We start from the raw sequence: 20,748 nt of genomic DNA, 5'->3' as shown, positions 1-20,748 counted from the left end.
GGACGCGAACTTAGAAGGTGAAAACGCGCTGGTCGCACTCCGGGCAGGCCAGCACGTCGTCGGGCGCATCGAGGGGGGCGGAACTCCCGCTGCCACAACAATTGTCGGCGCTGGTTTCTTCGAGCGGGGTATCGCACACCGGACAGTCACGGCAGAACGCGCGGAGCGCCGACGCCGATTGGACGCGGACGTCGCGGTCGATGTCGAACTCGGCCAGCGTCCGCACCGCCGCGACGTCCGCGGTGGCGACCGGTCGCGAGAGCCAGCGTTCGGTTTCCACGCCACCGGCGGCAACGACGATGTACGCACCGCTATCGACAGATTTTACGGTGACGGTGGACGACGACACGGCGCGAACCGCCGACGCGAGGTCGCCCTCCCGAACCGATTCCATCTCCCCGCGCCAGTCGGTTCGAAACCGTTCGTCCAGTTGGAGGCTCTCGCCGACGGCGTGGACGACGCCCGCATCGAGGAGCTCGGAGAGCGCGCGCTCGCCGGTCTCCTCGTCGGATTCACCGGCCAACGACCCCGGCTCCGCGGGTGACTGGAGTCGTTGCGGCGTCGGGGAGAGGGCCGAAGCGAGTTTGGGCGCGAACTCCGGCGTTCCGGGGACGAGATAGCCTCGAAGCGCGATTCCCACTCCGCCGACGACGCCGAGCGTCGAGGCGACCCCGAGGCGACGCGAACGGCTTCCGGACAACAATCGAGTCACGCTCGCGCACGCGAGAAGAAGAATACTAGTGTTCAGTACGGTACACGGCCAGCAGCGGTTTTCACCCGTGTACTCCGGCTTTCGAATCCCGTCAATCATTGACGGGGAGTTCGGACGCCGGGAGGTTGAAACTTCGGGAGACGGGCGATTCGACGACCGTTCGAACACAACCCATACGTCGCTCGATTGGTAAGTATCGGTCGAAATGCCCTCCAGCCATCACATCGGGTCGTGTCGGATACCCTTCGAACCGCTGAATACATGATCGACCGCGATGCGCTCCGACGAGTCGCCACCGTGATTCCCTTGCTGGGAGCGAACCTGTTCCCGGTCGTCGGCGTCCTGTCGTTCGGTTGGACGCCTGTCGCCGTCCTCGTGCTGTACTGGGTCGAGATGGGAATCGTCACCTGCTGGTCCGTGCCGAAGGTGCTGTTCGCGCAACGACGGTCGCCCGAGGTTGGGCACCAGCACCTCCCGCTGTCCGAACTGCGGGAGAAACGCGGCGGCAAATCCCTCTGGTGGGATGGCCCACCGGCGTACGTTCGAAACGTTCCGTTCGCCGCCGCACAGGTGAACATCCTGCTGTTGGTGTGGCTCGTTCTGGGTGCCTTCCTTTTCGCCCAACTCGGTCTCCAGAACCGGATGACGTCCGCACTGATGCGGACGGTTGCGGTCGGCGGGGTCGGCATGGCGGTCGGACGGGGCGTCGAGTTCCATCGGGAGTACATCCGCGAGGAGAACTACGTCGAGACGTCCCCACGCGCGACACAACGAGCGACTGCGCGGCACATGGCGGTGTTCGTGCTCCTGATGGGCGTCGCGGGAGTAATCGAGAGTGCCCGGACGGCGAGCCTCGTCGGAGTCGGCGTCATCGTCGCGGCGAAACTCGCCCACGAGGTGCACAACTATCGAACGGAGTACGCGGACGAGCGACCGGGCGGCATCGTCGGACGACTGCTCGACTCGGACGGCAACGAAGACCCGCCAGAGCGGGTGTCGATGCCCGACGGGACGCCGGACGAGAGAATTCGGCCCGATTCCCGTGCCGTCGTCGCCGACGGAATCGTGCCGGGGATGTCCGGCTTGGCGAGTCGGACGGGATACCTTGCCGTCCTCCTCACCGCGTTCGGTGTGATAGTGCTCGAATGGGTCGTCGTGGCGGCCGGACTGGCGCTGCTTTCGCCCATCGTTCTCGGAAAGCTGGGAAGTCACTACCTCCGCCGTGGAACGGTCGAGTATCGACGGTACGGCGACGAACTCGTCGAATACGACCGCTGGCTCGACGAACCACAGTGGCGGGTCGCCATCGACGACATCGAGGAATCCTCGGTACCGCGGCGGGTGGTGGACCGATTCCTCGGAACCGGAACCATCGCGCTCGATTGGCGGGACGCCGACGAAGAACGACACGTACCGTCGCTCGGGCCGTTCGAGGAGGTCAACGACGTCGCGGAGCGGTTGGGCCTATCCGCGACGGACGCGGAGCAAAAGGACCCCGACAGAACCATGTTCGTAGCCGCGGCGGGCATCGCGCTCACGTTCCTCGCGGTGCCGGTCGGCGCGGTCGTCTCGGGCGAGATGGGGGCGGGCGGCGTCGTCATCCTCACGCTCCTCTTCGGCGGGCCGTTCCTCATGGTTCTCGGGGCGCTCCTCTGGGTCGCCGCGATGAACTGGTGACCCCCTTCGATAGTTCGCCCACAGCCCTTTATCTCCGCTCCGTGAACGTGTTCAACGAGCATGACGGAAATGCAGTACACGAAACTCGGGAGCACCGGTCTGGAAGTGTCGCGGCTCTGTCTCGGCTGCATGAACTTCGGGAGCGAACACCCGTGGATGATGAACGACGAGGCGGCCAGCCTCGACCTCCTCGACCGAGCGATGGACATGGGAATCAACTTCCTCGACACGGCGAACGTCTACTCACACGGTGAAAGCGAGGAGATAGTCGGCAAGGCCATCGAGGGGCGCAACCGCGACGAACTCGTGATTGCGACGAAGGTGTTCGGGAAAATGGGCGACCATCCGAACGGGCAGGGGTTGTCTCGAAAACACGTCTTGGACCAAGCCGAGGCGAGCCTCGACAGACTCGGGACGGATTACATCGACCTGTATCAGATTCACCGCTGGGACGAGACGACGCCTATCGAGGAGACGCTCTCCGCGCTCGACTACCTCGTCGAGACGGGGCGGGTGCGCTACATCGGCGCGAGCACGATGGCGGCGTGGCAGTTCACGAAGGCGCTGTACGAGAGCGACATCGAGGACTACGAGCGCTTTTCCTGCATGCAACCGGAGTACAATCTCGTGGACCGTCACGAGGAGGAAAACCTCCTGCCGGTCTGTGACGCGGAAGGCGTCGGCGTCATCCCGTGGTCGCCGCTGGCCGGTGGCTTTCTGACCGGGAAATATCACCGGGACGAGGAGGTAACGGAGGGGCGGGCGGCCAACGACGAGTACACGGAAGAGCGGTTCACCGACGAGAACTGGGCCGTGTTGGACGAGGTTCGAGCCATCGCGGAGGAAAAAGACGTCTCGGCGGCACAGGTCAGTCTCGCGTGGTTGCTCCACAAACCCGTCGTCGATTCGCCGATCATCGGCCCGCGGACGGAGGACCACTTGGTCGAAAACGTCGCATCCCTCGACATCTCACTTTCGGACGAAGAACTGGAGCGCCTCGAGTCACCGAAAGCACCAGTCTGGTCCAGAGATATTGCGAACATATGATATTTTCGATGTTTTATCTATGAAACAAACCTGTTCGAGACCCCGAACGACGGCCAAAATTGCCGGGATAATGGCCGAAAGGCGGCACGAAACGGAATTCCGAAGACCAGCGGCGAATTAATTCATGTAAGACTTCCTCCATTTCTCAAAGTCAATCCTTGCTGCCGTTTTCAAACGACAACACCCATATATGATGGTTATCGTCCACAAATGATTTTACCTACCCGGGATACAACCAACATGAACGTGATAATTCGTGTATATAAAATATAACAACGGCAGTAGTCAATCGCACCAAAGCTATAAATGCGGCAGTTCCGTCTTAGAAAACCATGGTGGGTGTTAGCGAACGTGATAGAGGCCGTCGGCGAGACGGCGTCTCACGACGGACCTTCGTAAAGGCCGTCGGAGCCTCCGGCACTGCCGCCGGTCTCGCCGGCTGTACGAGTCAAGGAAAGCCCGCGGACCCGAATACCATCAAATTCGCCGCCGACTCGGACGCGGCGGACGCACAAAGTGAGATAAATAAAGCACTTCACAATGCTGGCCTGTCGGACGACATCCACGTCGAAATTCTCGCCGGGTCGAGCAACACGGACGTTCGCCAGTCCCAGTACCAGCGCTGGCTCTCGGCCAACCTGGAGGAGCCGGACATGTTGCTCATGGACAGCGGGTGGGCGCTGACGTTCATCGCTCGGAGGCAAGTGCTGAACCTCAGCGAAAACCTGCCGCAGAATTTGGTAAAGAAGGTCGAAAACGACTACTTCCAAGCCAGCGTTCAGACAGCGAAATCCACCAGCGGCGACCTCTACGGAGTTCCCCTCTTTCCCGACTTCCCGACGATGCAGTATCGGAAGGACCTCGTCAAGAAGGCCGGGTACAAACCCGACGAGGAAAACTGGGGAACGGAATCCATCTCGTGGAAGAAGTTCTCCGAGGTGACGAAGGAGGTCAAAAAGCAAAACGACATGCAGTACGGCTTCACCTTCCAAGCGGACATCTACGAAGGACTCTCGTGCTGTGATTTCAACGAGTTCATGACCTCGTGGGGCGGCGCGTACTTCGGTCCGCACGATAACCTGTTCGGACCCATCGGCAAGCGTCCGGTGACGGTGGCGGAAGAGCCGGTCATCAAGTCCATCGAGATGATTCGGACGTTCATTCACGGCTCCTCCGCACCCGGAACGCTGCAGGGATACAAGGGCGGTATTTCACCGACCGCCGTGCTCTCGTGGTCCGAGGAGACGTCGCGTGCCCCGTTCACTAACGGCAACGCGGTCATGCACCGGAACTGGCCGTACTCCATCGTCATCAACGGGGCCGACGACGTGTTCGGCAAGGACCTCGGCGTCATGCCGATTCCGTACGGCGTCAAACCCGGTCAAGCGAAGTACAAGGGAACGGGCGGTCCCGCCGCGGCCCTCGGCGGGTGGCACGTGACCGTGAACCCGAACTCGCCGAAGCGGGAAACCGTCTTCGAGGTGATTCGGGCGATGATGCAATCGTCGTTCAAACTGAAGCTGTTCGAAGTCATCGGCTGGCTCCCGCCGGAGCCAAAACTCCTCAAATCGAAGAAGGCAAGGGAGGTCCCGGTTATCGGCCGGTACGTCGATGAACTTCGAGTGGCCGGACAGAACGCGGTTCCGCGTCCGGTCACGGCGGTCTGGCCGCAGGAGTCGGGTAAAATCGCCCAACAGGTCCACGCGGCGTACGCCAACGAGGCCTCACCGGAATCGGCGATGTCCACGTTGAAAAGCGAGTTGACCGAAATCGAGAACTACAACAAATAATCATGGCAACTGAAGAACCATCGGAACACGGCTTGCGGGAGCAGCCGAAGTCGGGTGCCTACGCCGGTGCAGTTCGCTGGATCGAGAGCCTGAGCGAGACGCAATTTGCGTATCTACTCTTGCTCCCCGCGTTGCTGTTGCTCGGCGTCATCGCCTTCTGGCCGCTCTTGCGGACGTTCGAGATGTCATTGCACGCCGACAGCATTACCGGCCCCGCTCAAATCGGCGGGTTCGTCGGGTTCGAAAACTACGTGAACCTGTTGACGGGGAAACTCGATACGGTCGCCTTACCGCAACCGTTCATCGACCTCAGTAATCCGTTCAAAAGCGCGCTCATCGTCACGTTCATTTTCACCATCGCGAGCGTCCTGTTCGAAACCGTCATCGGCTTCGGACAGGCGCTCGTGCTGGACCAGGACTTCCGCGGTCGGCGCTGGGTGCGGGTGGCCATCATCCTCCCGTGGGCGGTTCCCATCGTCATTCAGGGGATGATCTTCTACCTGCTCTTCCAACCGGGTATCGGTTTCGGCGCCGACATCCTTCACAACGTGGTCGGGTTCTCGACGACGCCGCTGGTCAACAGCCCGGAGGCGTTGTCCATCATCATCGTGGCCGACGTGTGGAAAACGACGGCGTTCATGGCGCTGCTCATCCTCGCCGGACTGCAGAGCGTCGACCGGAGCCTCTACGACGTGGCGAAGGTCGCGGGCGCATCGAAGTGGCAGCAGTTCAAGATGATCACGCTGCCGCTCGTCTTCCCGACGGTCATGGTGGCCATGTTGTTCCGCACCATCGCGGCGATGCGGATTTACGGCCTCATCCAAACCATGTCCGGGTGTACGACCGTTCCGTCGCTGTCCTGTCTCGTCGTTTCGACGTTCAGCGTCCGACGGTACGGAACGGCGTCCGCCATCGCGTTCGTGACGGCGGCCATCATCGGCATCGTGGTGACGGTGTACATCGTGAAGTTCCGCGAGAGCGCGGAGGCGATCTAACATGGCGCAAGCAGAACAAACCACGTCGGATTCGGACGAAAACCTCGGTCCGTTCCGACGGTGGGCGAAAGGGTCGATACAGGACCCGGAGAGCACCTACCGAGGATTGTTCTACCTCGTCATGGTGTTCTTCCTGTTCACCACGCTGTTCCCCCTGTACTGGTTGCTCGTCCTCGCGCTGACGCCGAGCAACAAGATCTCCAACATGGGACTCCTCCCGAAAGGGTTCAATCCCGGCGCGTTCGTGGAGATATTCCAGCGGTTACCGTTCCACGTGTACATGTTCAACAGCTTCGTGCTCGCGCTGTTGACCACCGCCATCGTGCTGGTGCTCGCGAGCCTCGCGGGCTACGTGTTCGGGCGACTCGACTTCCCGGGCCGTGGGCCGCTCATGCTGCTCATCCTCGCCATCTCGTACTTCCCACCGGCGGCGTTCCTCATCCCGCTGTTCCGGCTGTTCACGGGGAACATCGAGATACTCGGACTGAGCACGCCGATGCTGTACAACACGCCGGGAGCGCTGTTGCTCCCGTTCAGCGCCCTGTTCATGCCGCTCTCGATATTCATCCTGACGACGTTCTACAGCCAGATTCCGGACGGGCTGGAGGACGCCGCGCGAATCGAGGGCACGACGCGACTGGGCGCGCTGTTCCGCGTCATCATCCCGCTGTCGGCTCCCGGCGTCGCCACCGCGGGCGTGCTAACGTTTATCAACGTGTACAACGAGTTCTTCTTCTCGTACCTGATGACGGACGGGGAGGCACAACACTGGGCCCCAATCCTGTGGGGCATCCTTGGCTACCAAGGCCAGTACGCATCGTTCTACAACCTCATGGCGGCGGCGAGCATCGTGGGTATCCTTCCCATCGCCATCCTCGTCGTCATCGCGCAGGAGAAAATCGTCAGCGGGCTCACCTCTGGCGCACTGAAGGAGTGATACACAATGGGTGAAGTTAACCTCGAACACGTTTCGAAACGGTACGACGATGTAACGGCAGTCGAAGACATGAATCTGGACATCGAGGACGGCGAGTTCGTCACGCTCGTCGGTCCGTCGGGGTGTGGGAAGTCCACGACGCTGGAAACCATCGCGGGCCTCACGATTCCGACGGAGGGGACGATCTCCATCGCGGACCGGGAGGTGACGACGCTCCCCCCGAAGGACCGTGGCATCGCGATGGTGTTCCAGAACATCGCGTTGTTCCCGCACATGGACGTGTACGACAACATCAGCTTCGGGCTTCGACTCAGGAGCTTCGAGAAGGAGGAAGTGGACCGACGAGTCGACCAGGCGGCCGAAATCGTCCAGCTCGAAGGCATGCTGGACCGGATGCCGGACGAGATGTCCGGCGGCCAACGCCAGCGCGTCGCCATCGCTCGCGCCATCGTCCGCCAACCCGAGGTGTTCCTGATGGACGAGCCGCTGGCGAACCTCGACGCGAAACTCCGCGTCCACATGCGCACCGAACTCCAGCGGCTCCACAAGGAACTCGACGCGACCATCATCTACGTCACCCACGACCAGGCGGAGGCGATGACGATGTCCGACCGTATCGCGGTCATCAATCAGGGCGAACTCCAGCAGTTCGCACCGCCGCTCACCTGCTACAACGAGCCGACGAACCGATTCGTCGCCGGGTTCATCGGCTCGCCGAGCATGAACTTCGTGAAGGGGACGATAGATTCGAACGGACTGCAGACGGAGGACTATCACGTCGAGTTCGAACCGGGCCACGTGGAGGGGATCGCCACGGACGACCGAGTTACGCTCGGCGTCCGTCCGGAGGACGTGTATCTCGTCGAGGACGCCGACGACGTGGCGACCCCGACGGACCCCATCCCCGCCCGGACGGACGTGCTCGAACCGATGGGCGACGAGATATTCGTGTACCTGCTCACGGGCGGCGTGAGTCCAGAGGAGATCGACGCGGAGGCCGACGACTCCCACCAACTGCTGATGAGCGTCGACCCGGACAAGGATATCAGCACCGACGAGGAGGCCGAAGTGATCCTCGACCGGGAACACCTTCACCTGTTCGACACGCAAAGCGGCGACGCCATCGCACACGGACTGGAGTTCTCTTCGGTCGGAACCGAACCCACGGGCACCGAAGCGGAGGGGGACGACTGAGATGGTGACCGAACTCGGTTGGTACTATCTGGGAGCCGGAACGCTCCTGTTTTTCTTCTGGGCGTACGGCGTCGTGTCGTTCGGGCTCGACCTGAAGAACAAGATCATCCCCGGCATCCGGGGAATGCTCGCCGAGCGCGAGGCCCAGAAGGCGGAGGAAGAACGTGAGCGCGAACGCGACGAGAAGAAACAGCAGTTGTACTAACGTGTCCCCGTTCGACAACCCGAGTTCAGCCCGGCCGCGGCAAATACTGCCATCCGACTTATCAGTCACGGCCGAGAGGGACGACGAAAGGAAAAGAATAACACCGTCTCACCGGTGAGCGGTAACTATGAGTGCCAGTGAGCCGGTTCGAGTTGGGTTCGTCGGTCTCGGAAATATTGGACATTATCACGCCGATAGAATCACTGATCTGCGCCACGAGATAGTCGGCGGTGTCGATATCAACCCCGACGCGCGCGCCCGATTCGCCGAGAAGTACGACACCCGCTCGTTCGAGAGCTACGAGGAACTGTACGAGTCGGACATCGACGCCGTGATCGTCACGACGCCGAACAAATTCCACGAGGAGTACGCCATCTCCGCGCTCGACGCGGGTCTCGACGTGCTCCTCGAAAAGCCGCTCGCGCACACGTTGGAGAGCGCAGAGCGCATCGCGGAGGCGGCGCGGAACGCCGAGGGCTTCTGTATGGTCGGCTTCCACAACCGCTTCCGGAACCCGGTCGAGGTCATCAAGGGCTATCAGGACGAAGGCCGCTTCGGAAAGACGCGCCACGTCGAGGCGAACTACATCCGACGGCGCGGCATCCCCGGCCGCGGCTCGTGGTTCACGAACCGTGACGTGGCCGGTGGCGGTGCCCTCATCGACATCGGCGTCCACGCCATCGACCTCGCGTTGCACCTCCACGACTTCCCGGACGTGAAGGAAGTCAGCGGCGAGGTTCGCTCGCAGTTCGGCGACCGCGACGACTACACCTACCTCGAGATGTGGGGCGACGACACCGACTCGGGCGCGTTCACCGTGGACGACTCCGTGACCGCCTTCATCCGCTGTGAAGGCGGCAAAACCATCTCGCTCGAAGTCGCGTGGGCCGCGAATCGCTCGTCGAGCGAGGAGTACTTCGTCCGCGGAACCGACGCGGGCGCGAGTTTCGACAAACACGACGATTCGCTCACCATCTACGAGACGAGCATGGTCGGCGCGGACCACTTCTCGGACTCGCACGTCAAGACGCGACAGGAGGACGCGCACAAGGCGGAACAGCGCGTCTTCTTCGAGGCGGTTCGGGATGGCGTCGCGCCGAAAATGAACACCATCGAGCAGGCACTGACCGTCCAGCGCGTCATCGACGCAATCTACCGTTCCTCGCAGGACGAGCAGGCCGTGCAGTTGTCACGGGAGTAGCGCGGTCGGGGTCCGACGGGATTCGTGGGGGTGGACTCGAACTCGGTGCACCGGTGGTGTAATCCATCGCACCAAAATTTTATTCCCGAACGGAGTAATCGGTTCTATCATGGACATCGGCGTTCACACACCACCACTGTACGGCGAATCGCTCGAAGACGCCCTCGCGTATCTCAACGACATCGGCGTGGACGCCATCGAACCCGGCGTGGGCGGCTACCCCGGCGACACCCACCTCCCGCGGGACGAGTATCTGGACGACGAGGAGGCACAGGACGAACTCCACGACCTGCTCGCCGAGTACGACATGCGAATCAGCGCGCTGGCGACGCACAACAACCCGCTGCACCCGGACGACGAGGAGGCGGAGGAAGCCGACACCGAACTCCGCGAAGCGATTCGGCTCGCCGACCAGTTGAACGTCGGCACCGTCACCTGTTTCTCCGGCCTGCCCGCGGGCGGCCCGAACGACGAATACCCGAACTGGATAACCGCGCCGTGGCCCTCGGAGCACGAGGAAGCGCTCGAATACCAGTGGGAGGACGTCGCCATTCCGTACTGGCGGGACCTCGAAGCGTTCGCGGACGACCACGACGTGAACCTCGCCATCGAGATGCACCCGAACATGCTCGTCCACGAACCCGCCGGGATGCTCGAACTCCGCAACGCGACGGGCGAGCGCGTCGGCGCGAACTTCGACCCCAGCCACCTCTACTGGCAGGGTATCGACGTGCCGGAAGCCATCCGATTCCTCGGCGAACACGACGCCATCCACCACTTCCACGCAAAGGACACGAAGGTCTACGAGTCCCAAGCCCGCTACAAGGGCGTCCTCGACACGACGCCGTACACGGAGGAGGCCAACCGCTCGTGGCTGTTCCGCTCGGTGGGCTACGGCCACGGTGAGGGTCACTGGAAGGACATCGTGAGCGCCCTCCGCCTCGTGGACTACGACGGCGCGCTCTCCATCGAACACGAGGACTCGCTCACCAGTTCGCGCGAAGGGTTGGAGAAGGCCGTCGAACTGCTCCAGCGGGCCGTCTTCCGAACCACGCCCGGCGAGGCGTACTGGGCGGAATAGCTCAGAGGTCCGGGACGAGCGCCTCGGGGTACAGCGTTTCGTCTCCCTCACCGAACGCATCCGCGGACTTCCAGACGCACGCTATTTCTTCGTCGAACTCGACCTCGTACCCCGTGAATCCGTCTCGCTCGTACGGCCACGACTCCGCGATGTCAGCCTCGTAGACGCGCCACACTTCGTGGTGGCGTCGACCGCCGGACGTGAACACTCCCTCGTAGGTCTCGAAATGGGAGACGTTCGAGAGCGAGACGCCCAACTCCTCGTCGAACTCGCGGTGCAGGGCGTCCTCGCTGTGTTCGCCGAACTCGACGCCCCCGCCCAACGGATAGTAAAACGGTGTGTCTCCGACGGGGGGCGTCTCCCGAGCAACGAGGAGGTCGTCGTCGCGCCGGACGAGGCCGCGAGCGGAAACGCGGATTCTGTTTTCGGGCATCGTTCGTGAAGAGTCGGGAAGTATGTCGTAAGCGTATCGAATCGGCGACGGAAGCGGTTCAGCGAACGATCCAGCTCAGGTACCACGTCAACAGCGCGCCGACGACCAACCCGCCGACGGTTGCGGCGACGAGGCCGAGGGCGCTCGCGCCGCCGTGGAATGCGATGAGGCCCCCCGACGCGCCGACGAGCAGGACGACCGCTATCTTCAGGCGAAGCATCGCGGCCGACCGTTCCTCCCGTGAAATCGGTCCGACCATTATCGTCCCCTGCTCGTCCGGACGGAACGCGTCTCGTCGCCCGCGCATACTCCCCGCATGAGAGAGGAAGCGTGAGGCAGGTGCTTAAATCCCGTCGGGACACCGCGGAATCACTGGCGGTAGCGCTCGACGACCCCGAAGAGCGTCTCGAACTCGGGCGGGGCGTCGTAGCGAACCGTCCCCGTCCGGTTGTCGTAGTCGATGAGGTGAACGTCCCACAACTTCGGGAGCGTGACGTGTCGAAGGTTCGCTTCGAGCGACATCGACCGGAGTTCGTCGCCGGACGTCAACTCCTCGACCGTGAGCACGCCGTCGGGGGCGTCCATCGCCATTCGAAGCACGTGTCGGCATCGACGGTCCGCCAACACGTCGAGCCAGTCGTCCATCACGCCGGACGGAACGTCGATGTCGTCGGCGGCGGCGGCCGTCGGTAACCGCGGGAGCGCCGAATCGGTCGGTTCCGCGCCCGGCAAATCCTTTGGGTCGGCCGAGGACGCGTCGGATTCGTCCCGCGAGTCGCCCGGGTCAGGGCGAAGGGGGCCGACCAACCCGGCGATGCCGACGACCAATCCCAACAGAGCGCCGCTCGTCACCAAGGTCTGTGCGAGAAAATAGGGGTTTGCGATGTGCCACCCGGAGACTTTCGCCGTGACGATGACGCCCGCGGCGAATATACCGAGCGTCACCATTCCTTTGAGGCAGGAAACGTCCACCCGTCGGAGCGTGGTCGCATCGAGGTCGCTTCTTGTGAGCCGGTAGCCGGCGAAGATGAGCATCGCCGAGAGCGTCATCTCGATGATGAACTCCGGGAACCACACCGACTCCGCACGGAGAAAGAGGTCGATGATAACGACCATCGACAGCAGAATACCGATGAGCGCGATCACTCGTCCGCCGGTTCTCGATTCACTGTCGGTGACCGTGAGGTCGGGATGGGTCACACGCATCCGAAGGTCACTGTTCCCATTACTCGCTCAGCGCTACTATCAGTTTCGCCACCCGTGAATCCGCTGACCGGTTCATCGTCGAAGAAAAAATCGAGAACCGTTACTGGAATCCCCGGCCGACTTCATCCTCGTCGATGAGGTCGTCCAACTCCTCGTTCAGCAATTTTTCCGATTCCTCGAACGTCTCAGCGAGGTCGGAAACGGCGTCGGGGCGGTCGTAGCCGTCGAACTCCATCGGCCCGAACGCCGGACTTTCGAGCGCCTCCATCACGTCGTCGAAGAGGTCCGCCCCCGACGTCGGCGCGTCGGCGTGCGCCTTGATGGTCTCCTCGACGCGCTTCGCGCGCGCTTCCATCTCGTTTTCCTCCGGGTGCTTCTCCTCGGGGTTCCGCACGGCGAATCGTCCGTCCCGGAAGTCCTTCTCGGGGAGGTAGCTCCCGATTTCGTCGTCGAGTTTTCGGGCGACGTGCGTGCCGACGCCCCGCACCTGAAACGGGTTTTTCGCGTAGGTCTTCAGGTGGTAGAGACCGGCGTTCGGATGGCCGAGATACAGGTCTTCGCCGACGCCACCGGCTCGTTGTCCGCCGGCGGCCCGCCACCCCTCGGGGTCGACGCTCCGGTCAACGACGTCCTGCAAGATGTCCTGCCACTCTCGAATCCGCATGGATACACCGTGACACGCAGGAAGGATTAAACGTGTCGCTTTTTCGTATCTGTACCCGTCCTGACGGCGATGTGCGTCGTTGTCGCGGTGCGAACACGGCACGCGGACGGCGTGGAACGGGTACCTTTTTCCTCCGGCACTCGAAGAACCATCATGAACCTTTCAGCGGAACAGCGAGCCATTCGGGACGTGGTTCGGGAGTTCGCCGTCGAGGAGATTCGACCGGTCGCGGCCGAGTGCGACGAGAAACAGGAGTTCCCGGAGGACGTGTGGGACGGCCTCGCCGACCTCGACATGATGGGGATGACGGTCCCCGAGGAGTACGGCGGACTCGACGTGGACAAGTTGACGTACAGCGTCGTCAACGAGGAAGTCGCCTACGGCACCCTGTCGGTTGCGACGGCGCTGTCGGTACACTGTCTCGCAACCTCCTGTCTCGCGGAGTTCGGCAGCGAGGAACAGAAAGAACGTTGGCTCCCCGACATGGCGAAGGGTCGCCCGGTCGGCGCGTTCGCGCTGTCGGAACCCGAAGCGGGGTCGAACCCGGCCGAGATGTCCACGGAAGCGCGCCGCGAGGGCGACGAGTACGTCATCAACGGCAAGAAGCAGTGGATAACGAACGGCAAGCGGGCCGACGTCATCGTCCTGTTCGCCAAGACGGACCGCGACGACCCGCGGAGCGTCACGCAGTTCGTCGTCCCGAAGGACGCGGGCGTCGAAGTCGGCAAGAAAGAAGAGAAACTCGGCCTGCGGGCGAGCGACACGACCAGCCTCATCTTCGACGACGTTCGGATTCCCGCCGAGTATCGGCTGACGGAGGAAGGCAAAGGGCTGTCCGCCGCGTTCCACATCCTGACCGGCGGGCGCATCGGCATCGCCAGTCAGTCGGTCGGCCTCTCGCAAGCGGCGCTCGACCAGGCCGTGGAGTACGCACAGGACCGCGAGCAGTTCGACCGGCCCATCGCCGATATCCAGACCATCCGGCACAAACTCGCCGACATGCAGACGAAGTTGCAGGCGGGGCGACTGCTGACCCGCGATGCGGCCCGCCGCGCGGATAACGGCGAGGACCACGCGACGGCCGCGAGCATGGCGAAGTACTTCGCCAGCGAGTCCGCCGTCGAAATCACGAACGAGGCGGTCCAGATTCACGGCGGCTACGGCTACACGACGGATTTCGACGTGGAACGATTCTACCGCGATTCGAAGATCACGACCATCTACGAGGGAACCTCGGAGATTCAGAAGAAGGTCATCGCCCGCAACCTCCTCGACTGAGGCGAGACTGCCGGGAAACCCGGACTGTCGTCGACCGAAGTCCCTTTGCTCTCCCCTTCCCTACCGACGACCGTGATAGACGACGTTTCGGCGGTCGTGTACGACTTGGACGGGACGCTCGTGAACCTCGTCGTCAACTGGAAACAGGTCGCACGGGACGTCGCCGATGTCCTCTCCGACCACGGCGTCGACGCGAGCGGTGCGGACCTCTGGGCGATGTTGGACTTGGCCGACGAGGCGAACGCCCGTGGGGCGGTCGAGTCGGTCATCGGCGACCACGAGTGTCTCGGCGCGCGGCGCTCGGAGCGACTGCCGCACGCCGACGAACTGCTTCGACGCGACGTTCCGGTCGGCGTGTGTTCGCTGAACTGCGAGGCCTCCTGTCACGTCAGCCTCGAAACGCACGGACTCGCCGATGCCGTCGATGCGGTCGTCGGCCGCGATTCCGTTCCGACGCGAAAGCCCGACCCGGAACCGCTTCGGGCGACGCTCCGGACGCTGGGAATCGACGGCCCGGCGCTGTTCATCGGCGACTCTCCGCGTGACGAACTGACGGCAGAACGAGCGGGCGTCGCGTTCGAGTACGTGTAGTGCTACTCGGCTACTTCGAGTACGTGTAGTGCTACTCGGCTACTGATTGAGCGCGAGCGTGTTCTTCAGGAGGTTCGCGTGTCCGCGCCGCAGTTTCTCCGAGATGGATTGATGGGTCACGCCGAGCGAATCGGCGAGGTCGGTGGCCGACGCGTTTCGCGGAATGGAATAGTACCCCGTCTCGTACGCGAGCATGAGCGTCTGCTGTTGGCTCTGCGTGAGTCCGTACCGTCCCGTTCTCCCCTTCGAAAACTCGTGGATGTTCTGGAGTTCGAGGTCGATACCCCGGCGACGGCAGTACTCGTACGTGCGAGTCACGGCGTCGTGGTCGCTGAACAGCAACCGTAACTTCCACGTGTCTTCTTTCCCCGTCGCGGCCAGCACCGTTCCGTTCTCCTCGACGAGTATCTGAATCAGTACGTCGATATCCTTCACCCACTCCAAACGATACAGACATTCCGTGTCGAACTCCCCAACGAGTTGGAAATCGCGTACGCTCTCGTCCGCGGTGAGCGCGGTTTCGATGCCCTGTCTGTTGTCCGTTCCTACCCAGACGAAGGGCATGAGGTGGTTGTGATTGTACGCAACCACCTGCTCGATGTCGAACCGAATCGAATCGAGCGCATCGAGCGTGTGACCGAGGGCAAACCGTTCGGCGGGAAACGCCACTTCGGCTATGGTTCCCGTCATAGCCCTTTCTCAGGAGTTGTGGTTAATACCCTTATTGGCCGTGCGATTATAGATATTCGAGGTGACGAAATAGAAAATCGCGGACGGGAAGTGGAGCAGTCGAAGATACACCAGATTCCAGATATATTCAAAATTTCCCAGAAAACGTGCCCTCTCGGTTGGAAACGCGTAACAATGTACGTTTTTGATGAACGTCACTGGCCAACGGTTTGATGGGTGCGAGCGTAGAGAAAAACGCCGATCGCGGTGATAAACCAGACAATCGCACCGACTCGAACCGCGAACGACACGCGCGATGCCCACGTCGGAAGCGAGACGCCGGAGAAGAGTGCGAGGAGCGCGACGAGTGGCGCACCGACGACGATGGTGGTGACGAACGTCACCTGCATCACCCATCCGTAGTCGATGCCGTCGGGACTGTGGGTTTCGACTGGTTCAGGCACGAGTGAACGCGGGAACCGCGTCGGCTTAAGAGTTATCAGGTCGGATTTCGGCGAACGCATCACCGACCGGGCACGTTAAGCCGTCGGGCCGTAGAGTTCGATGTATGCCAACGGTGAGGGACATCCGCGCCAAGGCGGGACAAGAGCCGATCACGATGCTGACGGCCTACGATGCGCCGACCGCGGCCATCGTGGACGACGCCGGTGTCGATATGATACTCGTGGGAGACAGTATGGGAAACGCGGCCCTCGGATACGATTCGACGCTGCCGGTGACGGTAGACGAAGTTGCCAGTCGAACCGGCGCGGTCGTCCGGGGGACGGAGGACGCCCTCGTCGTCGCCGACCTGCCGTTCCTTAGCTTCGGCTACGACGAGAAGAGCGCCGTCGAGAACGCGGGTCGGATGCTGAAAGAGGAGGGCGCGAACGCCGTCAAAATCGAGAGCGGGCCACACACCGTCGAACTCACGGAAACGCTCTCGAACCTCGGCGTTCCGGTGATGGCTCATCTCGGGCTGACACCTCAAAGCGTCAATCAGGTGGGCCACGTTCGACAGGGAACGACGCGGGAAGACGCGGACGAAATCCTCACCCTCGCCGAGAAACACGAGGCGGCGGGAGCGTTTTCGCTCGTCCTCGAACACGTTCCGGCGAACCTCGCGGAAACGATTACGGCCGAGCTCGACATCCCGACCATCGGCATCGGGGCGGGACCGCACACCGACGGGCAGGTTCTCGTCATCAACGATGCCGTCGGCTTGGGCAACTGGAGTCCTCCCTTTTCGAAGCAGTTCGGTGACGTGAAAGGCGAGATGGAACGCGCGGTGTCAGCCTTCCGGGAGGAGGTCGAGTCGGGCGATTTCCCCGCCGAGGAACACAGTCACGTCGAGGACGAGTTGGACGGCGTGTACTGACGCGATTTTCCGTTCTATCGAACGTCCTCTAGGAATTCCACGAGCGTTTCGTTGAACGCGTCCGGCGTTTCGAGCATGGCGAGATGCGCCGCGTCCTCGATTTCCGCGTAGCGCCCGTCCTGTACGTTGTCGGCCAAAAACTCGTGATACCACGGCGGCGTGAGCATATCGTGTTCGCCGACGACGGCGAGCGTGGGCGCGGCGATGTCGCCCAACCGGTCGCGCACGTCGAAGGTGTGACACGAGTGGAAATCGCGGCTCGTGACCTGCTGTCCGACCTCGTACATCGACTCCTTCGACAGTTCGACGTACCGGTCGTCCGGGTCGTAAAAGAGTCGGTCGTCGTCGTGGAGGAACTCGACGGCGCGGTCGAAATCGTCGTCCAACCACGTGAGAAGGTCGTCCAACACCGAGAGCCGTGCACCCGTTCCGGCGAGGACGAGCGCATCGGCGTCGAATCCCCGTTCGAGAACGAGGTGCATGACGACCGCTCCGCCGAGCGAATTGCCGACGAGGGTTCGCGCACCCGTCTCCTCCGCGACCGCCAGCACGTCGTCGGCGTACGCGGAGAAGGTGCTCCACCCCGGGTCGGCGTCCACGTCGTCCGATTCCCCGTGGCCGCTCAAATCGACCGCGACGACGGGGAACTCTGACGCGAGGCGGGCGAGTTGCGCCTTCCAGATTTCGTGGCTGCCGCCGCTGCCGTGAACGAACAAGACGGGGGACCCCTCCCCACCGCGGTCCGCGACGCGATACACCGTCCTCCGGTCGTGATGTGTGACCGACTCCATACCATCTCGTTCTCACGCACGAAACATAAAGTTCGACCTCGTACTGTCGGCTACGATTCGCATCGGAATAGAGCAAGGGGTGTGGACCGCATTTCGAGAGATTATTGTAAAATCGCCATACAGCACCGCCTCAATATACGAAGCATATTTATAGTAGCGCAACTAACCCAAGGTTAGCTAAAGATGACGCTCGAACGAATATCACAGCAAGAAGACAGTATTGCACGCCGCTACGAGTACGGCGACGAAGAGCTCATCGTCGCGGATTTCGGCACGGCAGAGGTGTCGGTCGACGTGCTGGATGACGCCGCGATCGTCGTCGTGGAGCGCGACGGCGAGAGTTTCCAAAGCGAAATCGAGCTGCCGGACGGTGACGCGCAAGCGTTTATCAACAATGGTATCCTCACTATCGAGGTGGGACAATGAAACTTACAGTCAAACCGCTCAAGCAGAAGGACGCGGGTCGCGGACTCGCGGCGGTTGATCGACGCTCCATGGAGGAGTTGGGTGTCGAAAACGGCGACTATATTGTCATCGAGGGGCATGGGCAGGGTCGTGCTGTCGCGCGGGTTTGGCCCGGTTACCCCGAGGACGAGGGTCGCGGTATCATCCGTATCGACGGAAAGCTCCGGCAGGAGGCCGGGGTCGGCATCGACGACAAAGTGGGCATCGAGAAAGCCGACGTGAACCCGGCGAACCGGGTCACGATAGCGCTCCCGCAGAACCTCCAGATTCGCGGGAACATCGCCCCGCACATCCGCGATAAGCTGAGCGGACAAGCCATCACCCAAGGGCAGGCGATCCCGTTCGGATTCGGCCTGATGGGAATGGGCTCCGGCCAGTCGATTCCGCTCAAGGTCGCCGAAACCGACCCGGACGGAACCGTCGTCGTCACCGACGCCACCGAAATTCAGATTAGCGAACGCCCGGCCGAGGAGATTACGGCCGGTGGCGGTGCGGGCGGTCAAGCCCGACCGGACGTGACCTACGAGGACATCGGCGGTCTGGAGCGCGAACTGGAACAGGTTCGTGAGATGATAGAGCTCCCGATGCGCCACCCGGAGCTGTTCAGCCGCCTCGGCATCGACCCGCCGAAGGGCGTTCTGCTCCACGGCCCGCCGGGAACCGGGAAGACCCTGATGGCGAAGGCCGTCGCCAACGAAATCGACGCCTACTTCCAGACCATCTCCGGCCCGGAGATCATGTCGAAGTACTACGGCGAGTCGGAAGAGCAACTGCGGGAGGTGTTCGAGGAGGCCGAACAGAACTCCCCGGCCATCATCTTCATCGACGAACTCGACTCCATCGCACCCAAGCGCGAGGAGGCGGGCGGGGACGTGGAACGCCGCGTCGTCGCGCAGCTCCTCTCGCTGATGGACGGTCTCGAAGAGCGCGGTGAGGTGACGGTCATCGCCGCCACGAACCGCGTCGATGCGGTGGACCCCGCGCTTCGCCGCGGTGGTCGCTTCGACCGCGAAATCGAAATCGGCGTGCCGGACCGCGAGGGCCGCCTCGAAATCCTGCAGGTTCACACCCGCGGGATGCCGCTCGCCGACGGCGTGGACTTGGAGGCGTACGCCGACAACACCCACGGCTTCGTCGGTGCCGACCTCGAATCGTTGGCTCGCGAAGCTGCGATGAACGCGCTCCGGCGCGTCCGTCCGGAACTCGACCTCGATTCGGAGGAGATTCCGGCGGACGTACTGGAGTCACTGAAGGTCACCGAAGCGGACTTCAAGGAGGCGCTGAAGGGCATCGAACCCTCCGCGCTTCGCGAGGTGTTCGTCGAAGTCCCCGACGTGACGTGGCAGGACGTCGGTGGCTTGGAGGGCACCAAAGAGCGCCTCCGCGAGACCATCCAGTGGCCGCTCGACTACCCCGAGGTGTTCCAAGCGCTCGACATGCAGGCCGCGAAAGGCGTCCTGATGTACGGGCCGCCCGGAACCGGAAAGACCCTGATGGCGAAGGCCGTCGCCAACGAGAGCGACAGCAACTTCATCTCGATCAAGGGTCCCGAACTGCTGTCGAAGTGGGTCGGGGAAAGCGAGAAGGGCGTCCGTGAAGTGTTCAGCAAGGCCCGCGAGAACGCCCCGACCGTGGTGTTCTTCGACGAAATCGACTCCATCGCCACGGAGCGCGGCCGCGACGGCGGCGGTGGCACGCAGGTCAGCGAGCGCGTCGTCTCGCAACTGCTGACCGAACTCGACGGTCTCGAGGAACTCGAAGACGTCGTGGTCATCGCCACCTCGAACCGCCCCGACCTCATCGACTCGGCGCTCTTGCGTCCGGGACGGTTGGACCGTCACGTCCACGTGCCCGTGCCGGACGAGGAGGCGCGTCACGCCATCTTCGAGGTCCACACCCGCCACAAGCCGCTGGCCGACGACGTTGACCTCGAAGAACTCGCGGAGCAAACCGACGGCTACGTCGGTGCCGACATCGAAGCCGTCTGCCGCGAGGCCGCGATGGCCGCCAGCCGCGAGTTCATCGAGAGCGTCTCGCCGGACGACATCGTCGAGAGCGTCGGCAACGTCCGCATCACCGCGGAGCACTTCGAGGACGCGCTCGACGAGGTGACGCCCAGCGTCACCGAGGAAACCCGCGAACGCTACGCGGAAATCGAAGAGCGCTTCGACACCGCGGAACCCGAGACGGAAGAGCAGTTGGGTCGGACGTTCCAATAGAACGTTTTACGACGGTCGGACATCAGCGGTCGCGTGCAGTAGCGCGCGACCGCTGACAGCCTCCCTGTAAAACGTTCATCAAAAGCGCTCCTCCTTCATTTTGACGAACGACTCGCAGAGCGAGTCGTTCGTCTCCATTCAGTCGTCGGCCCGGAAAATCGGAGATTTTCCGGAGATGACACTAGTGACTTGCGGTTGTGTCGATTGCCTATCGC

At 62.6% G+C, this 20,748-nt stretch carries 22 protein-coding genes; 14 read left to right on the top strand and 8 right to left on the bottom strand.

What is annotated here, in order from left to right:
- Nucleotides 1-10: 10 nt before the first annotated feature.
- Nucleotides 11-811, bottom strand: a complete 801-nt coding sequence (locus V5735_RS16395) for a hypothetical protein (RefSeq protein ID WP_423744486.1) — start codon at nt 809-811, stop codon at nt 11-13.
- Nucleotides 812-973: 162 nt separating this feature from the next.
- On the opposite strand from V5735_RS16395, the gene V5735_RS16390 reads away from it, so the two are divergent.
- The 9 genes from V5735_RS16390 to V5735_RS16350 all read left to right on the top strand — a co-directional run bounded on the left by V5735_RS16390 (nt 974) and on the right by V5735_RS16350 (nt 10,839).
- Complete coding sequence (locus V5735_RS16390) at nt 974-2,389, top strand: DUF6498-containing protein (protein ID WP_423744485.1); 1,416 nt, start codon at nt 974-976, stop codon at nt 2,387-2,389.
- Nucleotides 2,390-2,449: 60 nt separating this feature from the next.
- Nucleotides 2,450-3,436 carry an aldo/keto reductase gene (locus V5735_RS16385; RefSeq protein ID WP_423744484.1) on the top strand — a complete coding sequence of 329 codons (987 nt, stop codon included), beginning with the start codon at nt 2,450-2,452 and terminating at the stop codon, nt 3,434-3,436.
- A gap of 332 nt (nt 3,437-3,768) precedes the next feature.
- Complete coding sequence (locus V5735_RS16380; protein ID WP_423744483.1) at nt 3,769-5,226, top strand: substrate-binding domain-containing protein; 1,458 nt, start codon at nt 3,769-3,771, stop codon at nt 5,224-5,226.
- Between the two features lie 2 nt (nt 5,227-5,228).
- Nucleotides 5,229-6,221 (top strand): carbohydrate ABC transporter permease, encoded by a 993-nt coding sequence (locus V5735_RS16375; protein ID WP_423744482.1) that lies wholly within the window; start codon nt 5,229-5,231, stop codon nt 6,219-6,221.
- 1 nt (nt 6,222) lies between these two features.
- Nucleotides 6,223-7,158, top strand: a complete 936-nt coding sequence (locus V5735_RS16370) for a carbohydrate ABC transporter permease (protein ID WP_423744481.1) — start codon at nt 6,223-6,225, stop codon at nt 7,156-7,158.
- Between the two features lie 6 nt (nt 7,159-7,164).
- Complete coding sequence (locus tag V5735_RS16365) at nt 7,165-8,352, top strand: ABC transporter ATP-binding protein (RefSeq protein ID WP_423744480.1); 1,188 nt, start codon at nt 7,165-7,167, stop codon at nt 8,350-8,352.
- 1 nt (nt 8,353) lies between these two features.
- Complete coding sequence (locus tag V5735_RS16360; protein WP_423744479.1) at nt 8,354-8,557, top strand: hypothetical protein; 204 nt, start codon at nt 8,354-8,356, stop codon at nt 8,555-8,557.
- A gap of 127 nt (nt 8,558-8,684) precedes the next feature.
- Nucleotides 8,685-9,758, top strand: coding sequence for a Gfo/Idh/MocA family protein (locus V5735_RS16355; RefSeq protein WP_423744478.1), 1,074 nt, complete (start codon nt 8,685-8,687; stop codon nt 9,756-9,758).
- 109 nt (nt 9,759-9,867) lie between these two features.
- Nucleotides 9,868-10,839 (top strand): sugar phosphate isomerase/epimerase family protein, encoded by a 972-nt coding sequence (locus V5735_RS16350; protein WP_423744477.1) that lies wholly within the window; start codon nt 9,868-9,870, stop codon nt 10,837-10,839.
- Nucleotide 10,840: 1 nt separating this feature from the next.
- Here V5735_RS16350 and V5735_RS16345 read toward each other — a convergent pair whose 3' ends face one another.
- From V5735_RS16345 to V5735_RS16330, 4 genes are all read right to left on the bottom strand, one after another.
- Nucleotides 10,841-11,272: an NUDIX hydrolase gene (locus tag V5735_RS16345; protein ID WP_423744476.1), complete on the bottom strand. Its 432-nt coding sequence runs from the start codon at nt 11,270-11,272 to the stop codon at nt 10,841-10,843.
- A gap of 58 nt (nt 11,273-11,330) precedes the next feature.
- Complete coding sequence (locus V5735_RS16340; protein WP_423744475.1) at nt 11,331-11,579, bottom strand: hypothetical protein; 249 nt, start codon at nt 11,577-11,579, stop codon at nt 11,331-11,333.
- 62 nt (nt 11,580-11,641) lie between these two features.
- On the bottom strand, nt 11,642-12,478 hold the full coding sequence (locus V5735_RS16335) for a hypothetical protein (protein WP_423744474.1): 837 nt from the start codon (nt 12,476-12,478) through the stop codon (nt 11,642-11,644).
- 100 nt (nt 12,479-12,578) lie between these two features.
- The gene (locus V5735_RS16330) at nt 12,579-13,142 is read right to left on the bottom strand and encodes a hypothetical protein (RefSeq protein ID WP_423744473.1); all 564 of its coding nucleotides are present in this window, start codon (nt 13,140-13,142) and stop codon (nt 12,579-12,581) included.
- 153 nt (nt 13,143-13,295) lie between these two features.
- On the opposite strand from V5735_RS16330, the gene V5735_RS16325 reads away from it, so the two are divergent.
- Both V5735_RS16325 and V5735_RS16320 read left to right on the top strand, forming a co-directional pair.
- Nucleotides 13,296-14,420: an acyl-CoA dehydrogenase family protein gene (locus tag V5735_RS16325; protein ID WP_423744472.1), complete on the top strand. Its 1,125-nt coding sequence runs from the start codon at nt 13,296-13,298 to the stop codon at nt 14,418-14,420.
- 72 nt (nt 14,421-14,492) lie between these two features.
- A complete protein-coding gene (locus V5735_RS16320) occupies nt 14,493-15,011 on the top strand; it encodes an HAD family hydrolase (RefSeq protein ID WP_423744471.1) in 519 nt (172 codons plus the stop codon).
- 39 nt (nt 15,012-15,050) lie between these two features.
- Here the strand turns inward: V5735_RS16320 and V5735_RS16315 are convergent, their stop codons facing one another.
- Nucleotides 15,051-15,701, bottom strand: coding sequence for a helix-turn-helix domain-containing protein (locus V5735_RS16315; protein WP_423744470.1), 651 nt, complete (start codon nt 15,699-15,701; stop codon nt 15,051-15,053).
- Between the two features lie 194 nt (nt 15,702-15,895).
- Nucleotides 15,896-16,144 (bottom strand): DUF5822 domain-containing protein, encoded by a 249-nt coding sequence (locus V5735_RS16310; protein WP_073096571.1) that lies wholly within the window; start codon nt 16,142-16,144, stop codon nt 15,896-15,898.
- Between the two features lie 104 nt (nt 16,145-16,248).
- Between V5735_RS16310 and panB the strand changes: the two genes are divergently transcribed.
- Nucleotides 16,249-17,058 carry a 3-methyl-2-oxobutanoate hydroxymethyltransferase gene (panB, locus tag V5735_RS16305; RefSeq protein WP_423744469.1) on the top strand — a complete coding sequence of 270 codons (810 nt, stop codon included), beginning with the start codon at nt 16,249-16,251 and terminating at the stop codon, nt 17,056-17,058.
- A 14-nt stretch (nt 17,059-17,072) separates the two neighbouring features.
- On the opposite strand, the gene V5735_RS16300 is transcribed toward panB, so the two are convergent.
- The gene (locus tag V5735_RS16300) at nt 17,073-17,849 is read right to left on the bottom strand and encodes an alpha/beta fold hydrolase (protein WP_423744468.1); all 777 of its coding nucleotides are present in this window, start codon (nt 17,847-17,849) and stop codon (nt 17,073-17,075) included.
- 183 nt (nt 17,850-18,032) lie between these two features.
- On the opposite strand from V5735_RS16300, the gene V5735_RS16295 reads away from it, so the two are divergent.
- Nucleotides 18,033-18,275 carry a DUF7127 family protein gene (locus V5735_RS16295; RefSeq protein ID WP_423744467.1) on the top strand — a complete coding sequence of 81 codons (243 nt, stop codon included), beginning with the start codon at nt 18,033-18,035 and terminating at the stop codon, nt 18,273-18,275.
- A complete protein-coding gene (locus V5735_RS16290) occupies nt 18,272-20,533 on the top strand; it encodes a CDC48 family AAA ATPase (RefSeq protein ID WP_423744466.1) in 2,262 nt (753 codons plus the stop codon). Before V5735_RS16295 ends, V5735_RS16290 begins: the two co-directional genes overlap by 4 nt.
- Nucleotides 20,534-20,748: the final 215 nt, after the last annotated feature.

The organism is Haladaptatus sp. SPP-AMP-3 (genome assembly GCF_049568665.1).
Lineage (GTDB): Archaea > Halobacteriota > Halobacteria > Halobacteriales > Haladaptataceae > Haladaptatus > Haladaptatus paucihalophilus.
Note: the sequence above shows the minus strand (reverse complement) of the source record. Positions and strands in the feature narration are given on the sequence as shown.

Coding starts and splice junctions, on each gene's coding strand:
- V5735_RS16395 (WP_423744486.1), bottom strand. CDS start 811: ATGATTGACGGGATTCGAAAGCCGGAGTACACGGGTGAAAACCGCTGC.
- V5735_RS16390 (WP_423744485.1), top strand. CDS start 974: ATGATCGACCGCGATGCGCTCCGACGAGTCGCCACCGTGATTCCCTTG.
- V5735_RS16385 (WP_423744484.1), top strand. CDS start 2,450: ATGACGGAAATGCAGTACACGAAACTCGGGAGCACCGGTCTGGAAGTG.
- V5735_RS16380 (WP_423744483.1), top strand. CDS start 3,769: ATGGTGGGTGTTAGCGAACGTGATAGAGGCCGTCGGCGAGACGGCGTC.
- V5735_RS16375 (WP_423744482.1), top strand. CDS start 5,229: ATGGCAACTGAAGAACCATCGGAACACGGCTTGCGGGAGCAGCCGAAG.
- V5735_RS16370 (WP_423744481.1), top strand. CDS start 6,223: ATGGCGCAAGCAGAACAAACCACGTCGGATTCGGACGAAAACCTCGGT.
- V5735_RS16365 (WP_423744480.1), top strand. CDS start 7,165: ATGGGTGAAGTTAACCTCGAACACGTTTCGAAACGGTACGACGATGTA.
- V5735_RS16360 (WP_423744479.1), top strand. CDS start 8,354: ATGGTGACCGAACTCGGTTGGTACTATCTGGGAGCCGGAACGCTCCTG.
- V5735_RS16355 (WP_423744478.1), top strand. CDS start 8,685: ATGAGTGCCAGTGAGCCGGTTCGAGTTGGGTTCGTCGGTCTCGGAAAT.
- V5735_RS16350 (WP_423744477.1), top strand. CDS start 9,868: ATGGACATCGGCGTTCACACACCACCACTGTACGGCGAATCGCTCGAA.
- V5735_RS16345 (WP_423744476.1), bottom strand. CDS start 11,272: ATGCCCGAAAACAGAATCCGCGTTTCCGCTCGCGGCCTCGTCCGGCGC.
- V5735_RS16340 (WP_423744475.1), bottom strand. CDS start 11,579: ATGCGCGGGCGACGAGACGCGTTCCGTCCGGACGAGCAGGGGACGATA.
- V5735_RS16335 (WP_423744474.1), bottom strand. CDS start 12,478: ATGCGTGTGACCCATCCCGACCTCACGGTCACCGACAGTGAATCGAGA.
- V5735_RS16330 (WP_423744473.1), bottom strand. CDS start 13,142: ATGCGGATTCGAGAGTGGCAGGACATCTTGCAGGACGTCGTTGACCGG.
- V5735_RS16325 (WP_423744472.1), top strand. CDS start 13,296: ATGAACCTTTCAGCGGAACAGCGAGCCATTCGGGACGTGGTTCGGGAG.
- V5735_RS16315 (WP_423744470.1), bottom strand. CDS start 15,701: ATGACGGGAACCATAGCCGAAGTGGCGTTTCCCGCCGAACGGTTTGCC.
- panB (WP_423744469.1), top strand. CDS start 16,249: ATGCCAACGGTGAGGGACATCCGCGCCAAGGCGGGACAAGAGCCGATC.
- V5735_RS16300 (WP_423744468.1), bottom strand. CDS start 17,849: ATGGAGTCGGTCACACATCACGACCGGAGGACGGTGTATCGCGTCGCG.
- V5735_RS16295 (WP_423744467.1), top strand. CDS start 18,033: ATGACGCTCGAACGAATATCACAGCAAGAAGACAGTATTGCACGCCGC.
- V5735_RS16290 (WP_423744466.1), top strand. CDS start 18,272: ATGAAACTTACAGTCAAACCGCTCAAGCAGAAGGACGCGGGTCGCGGA.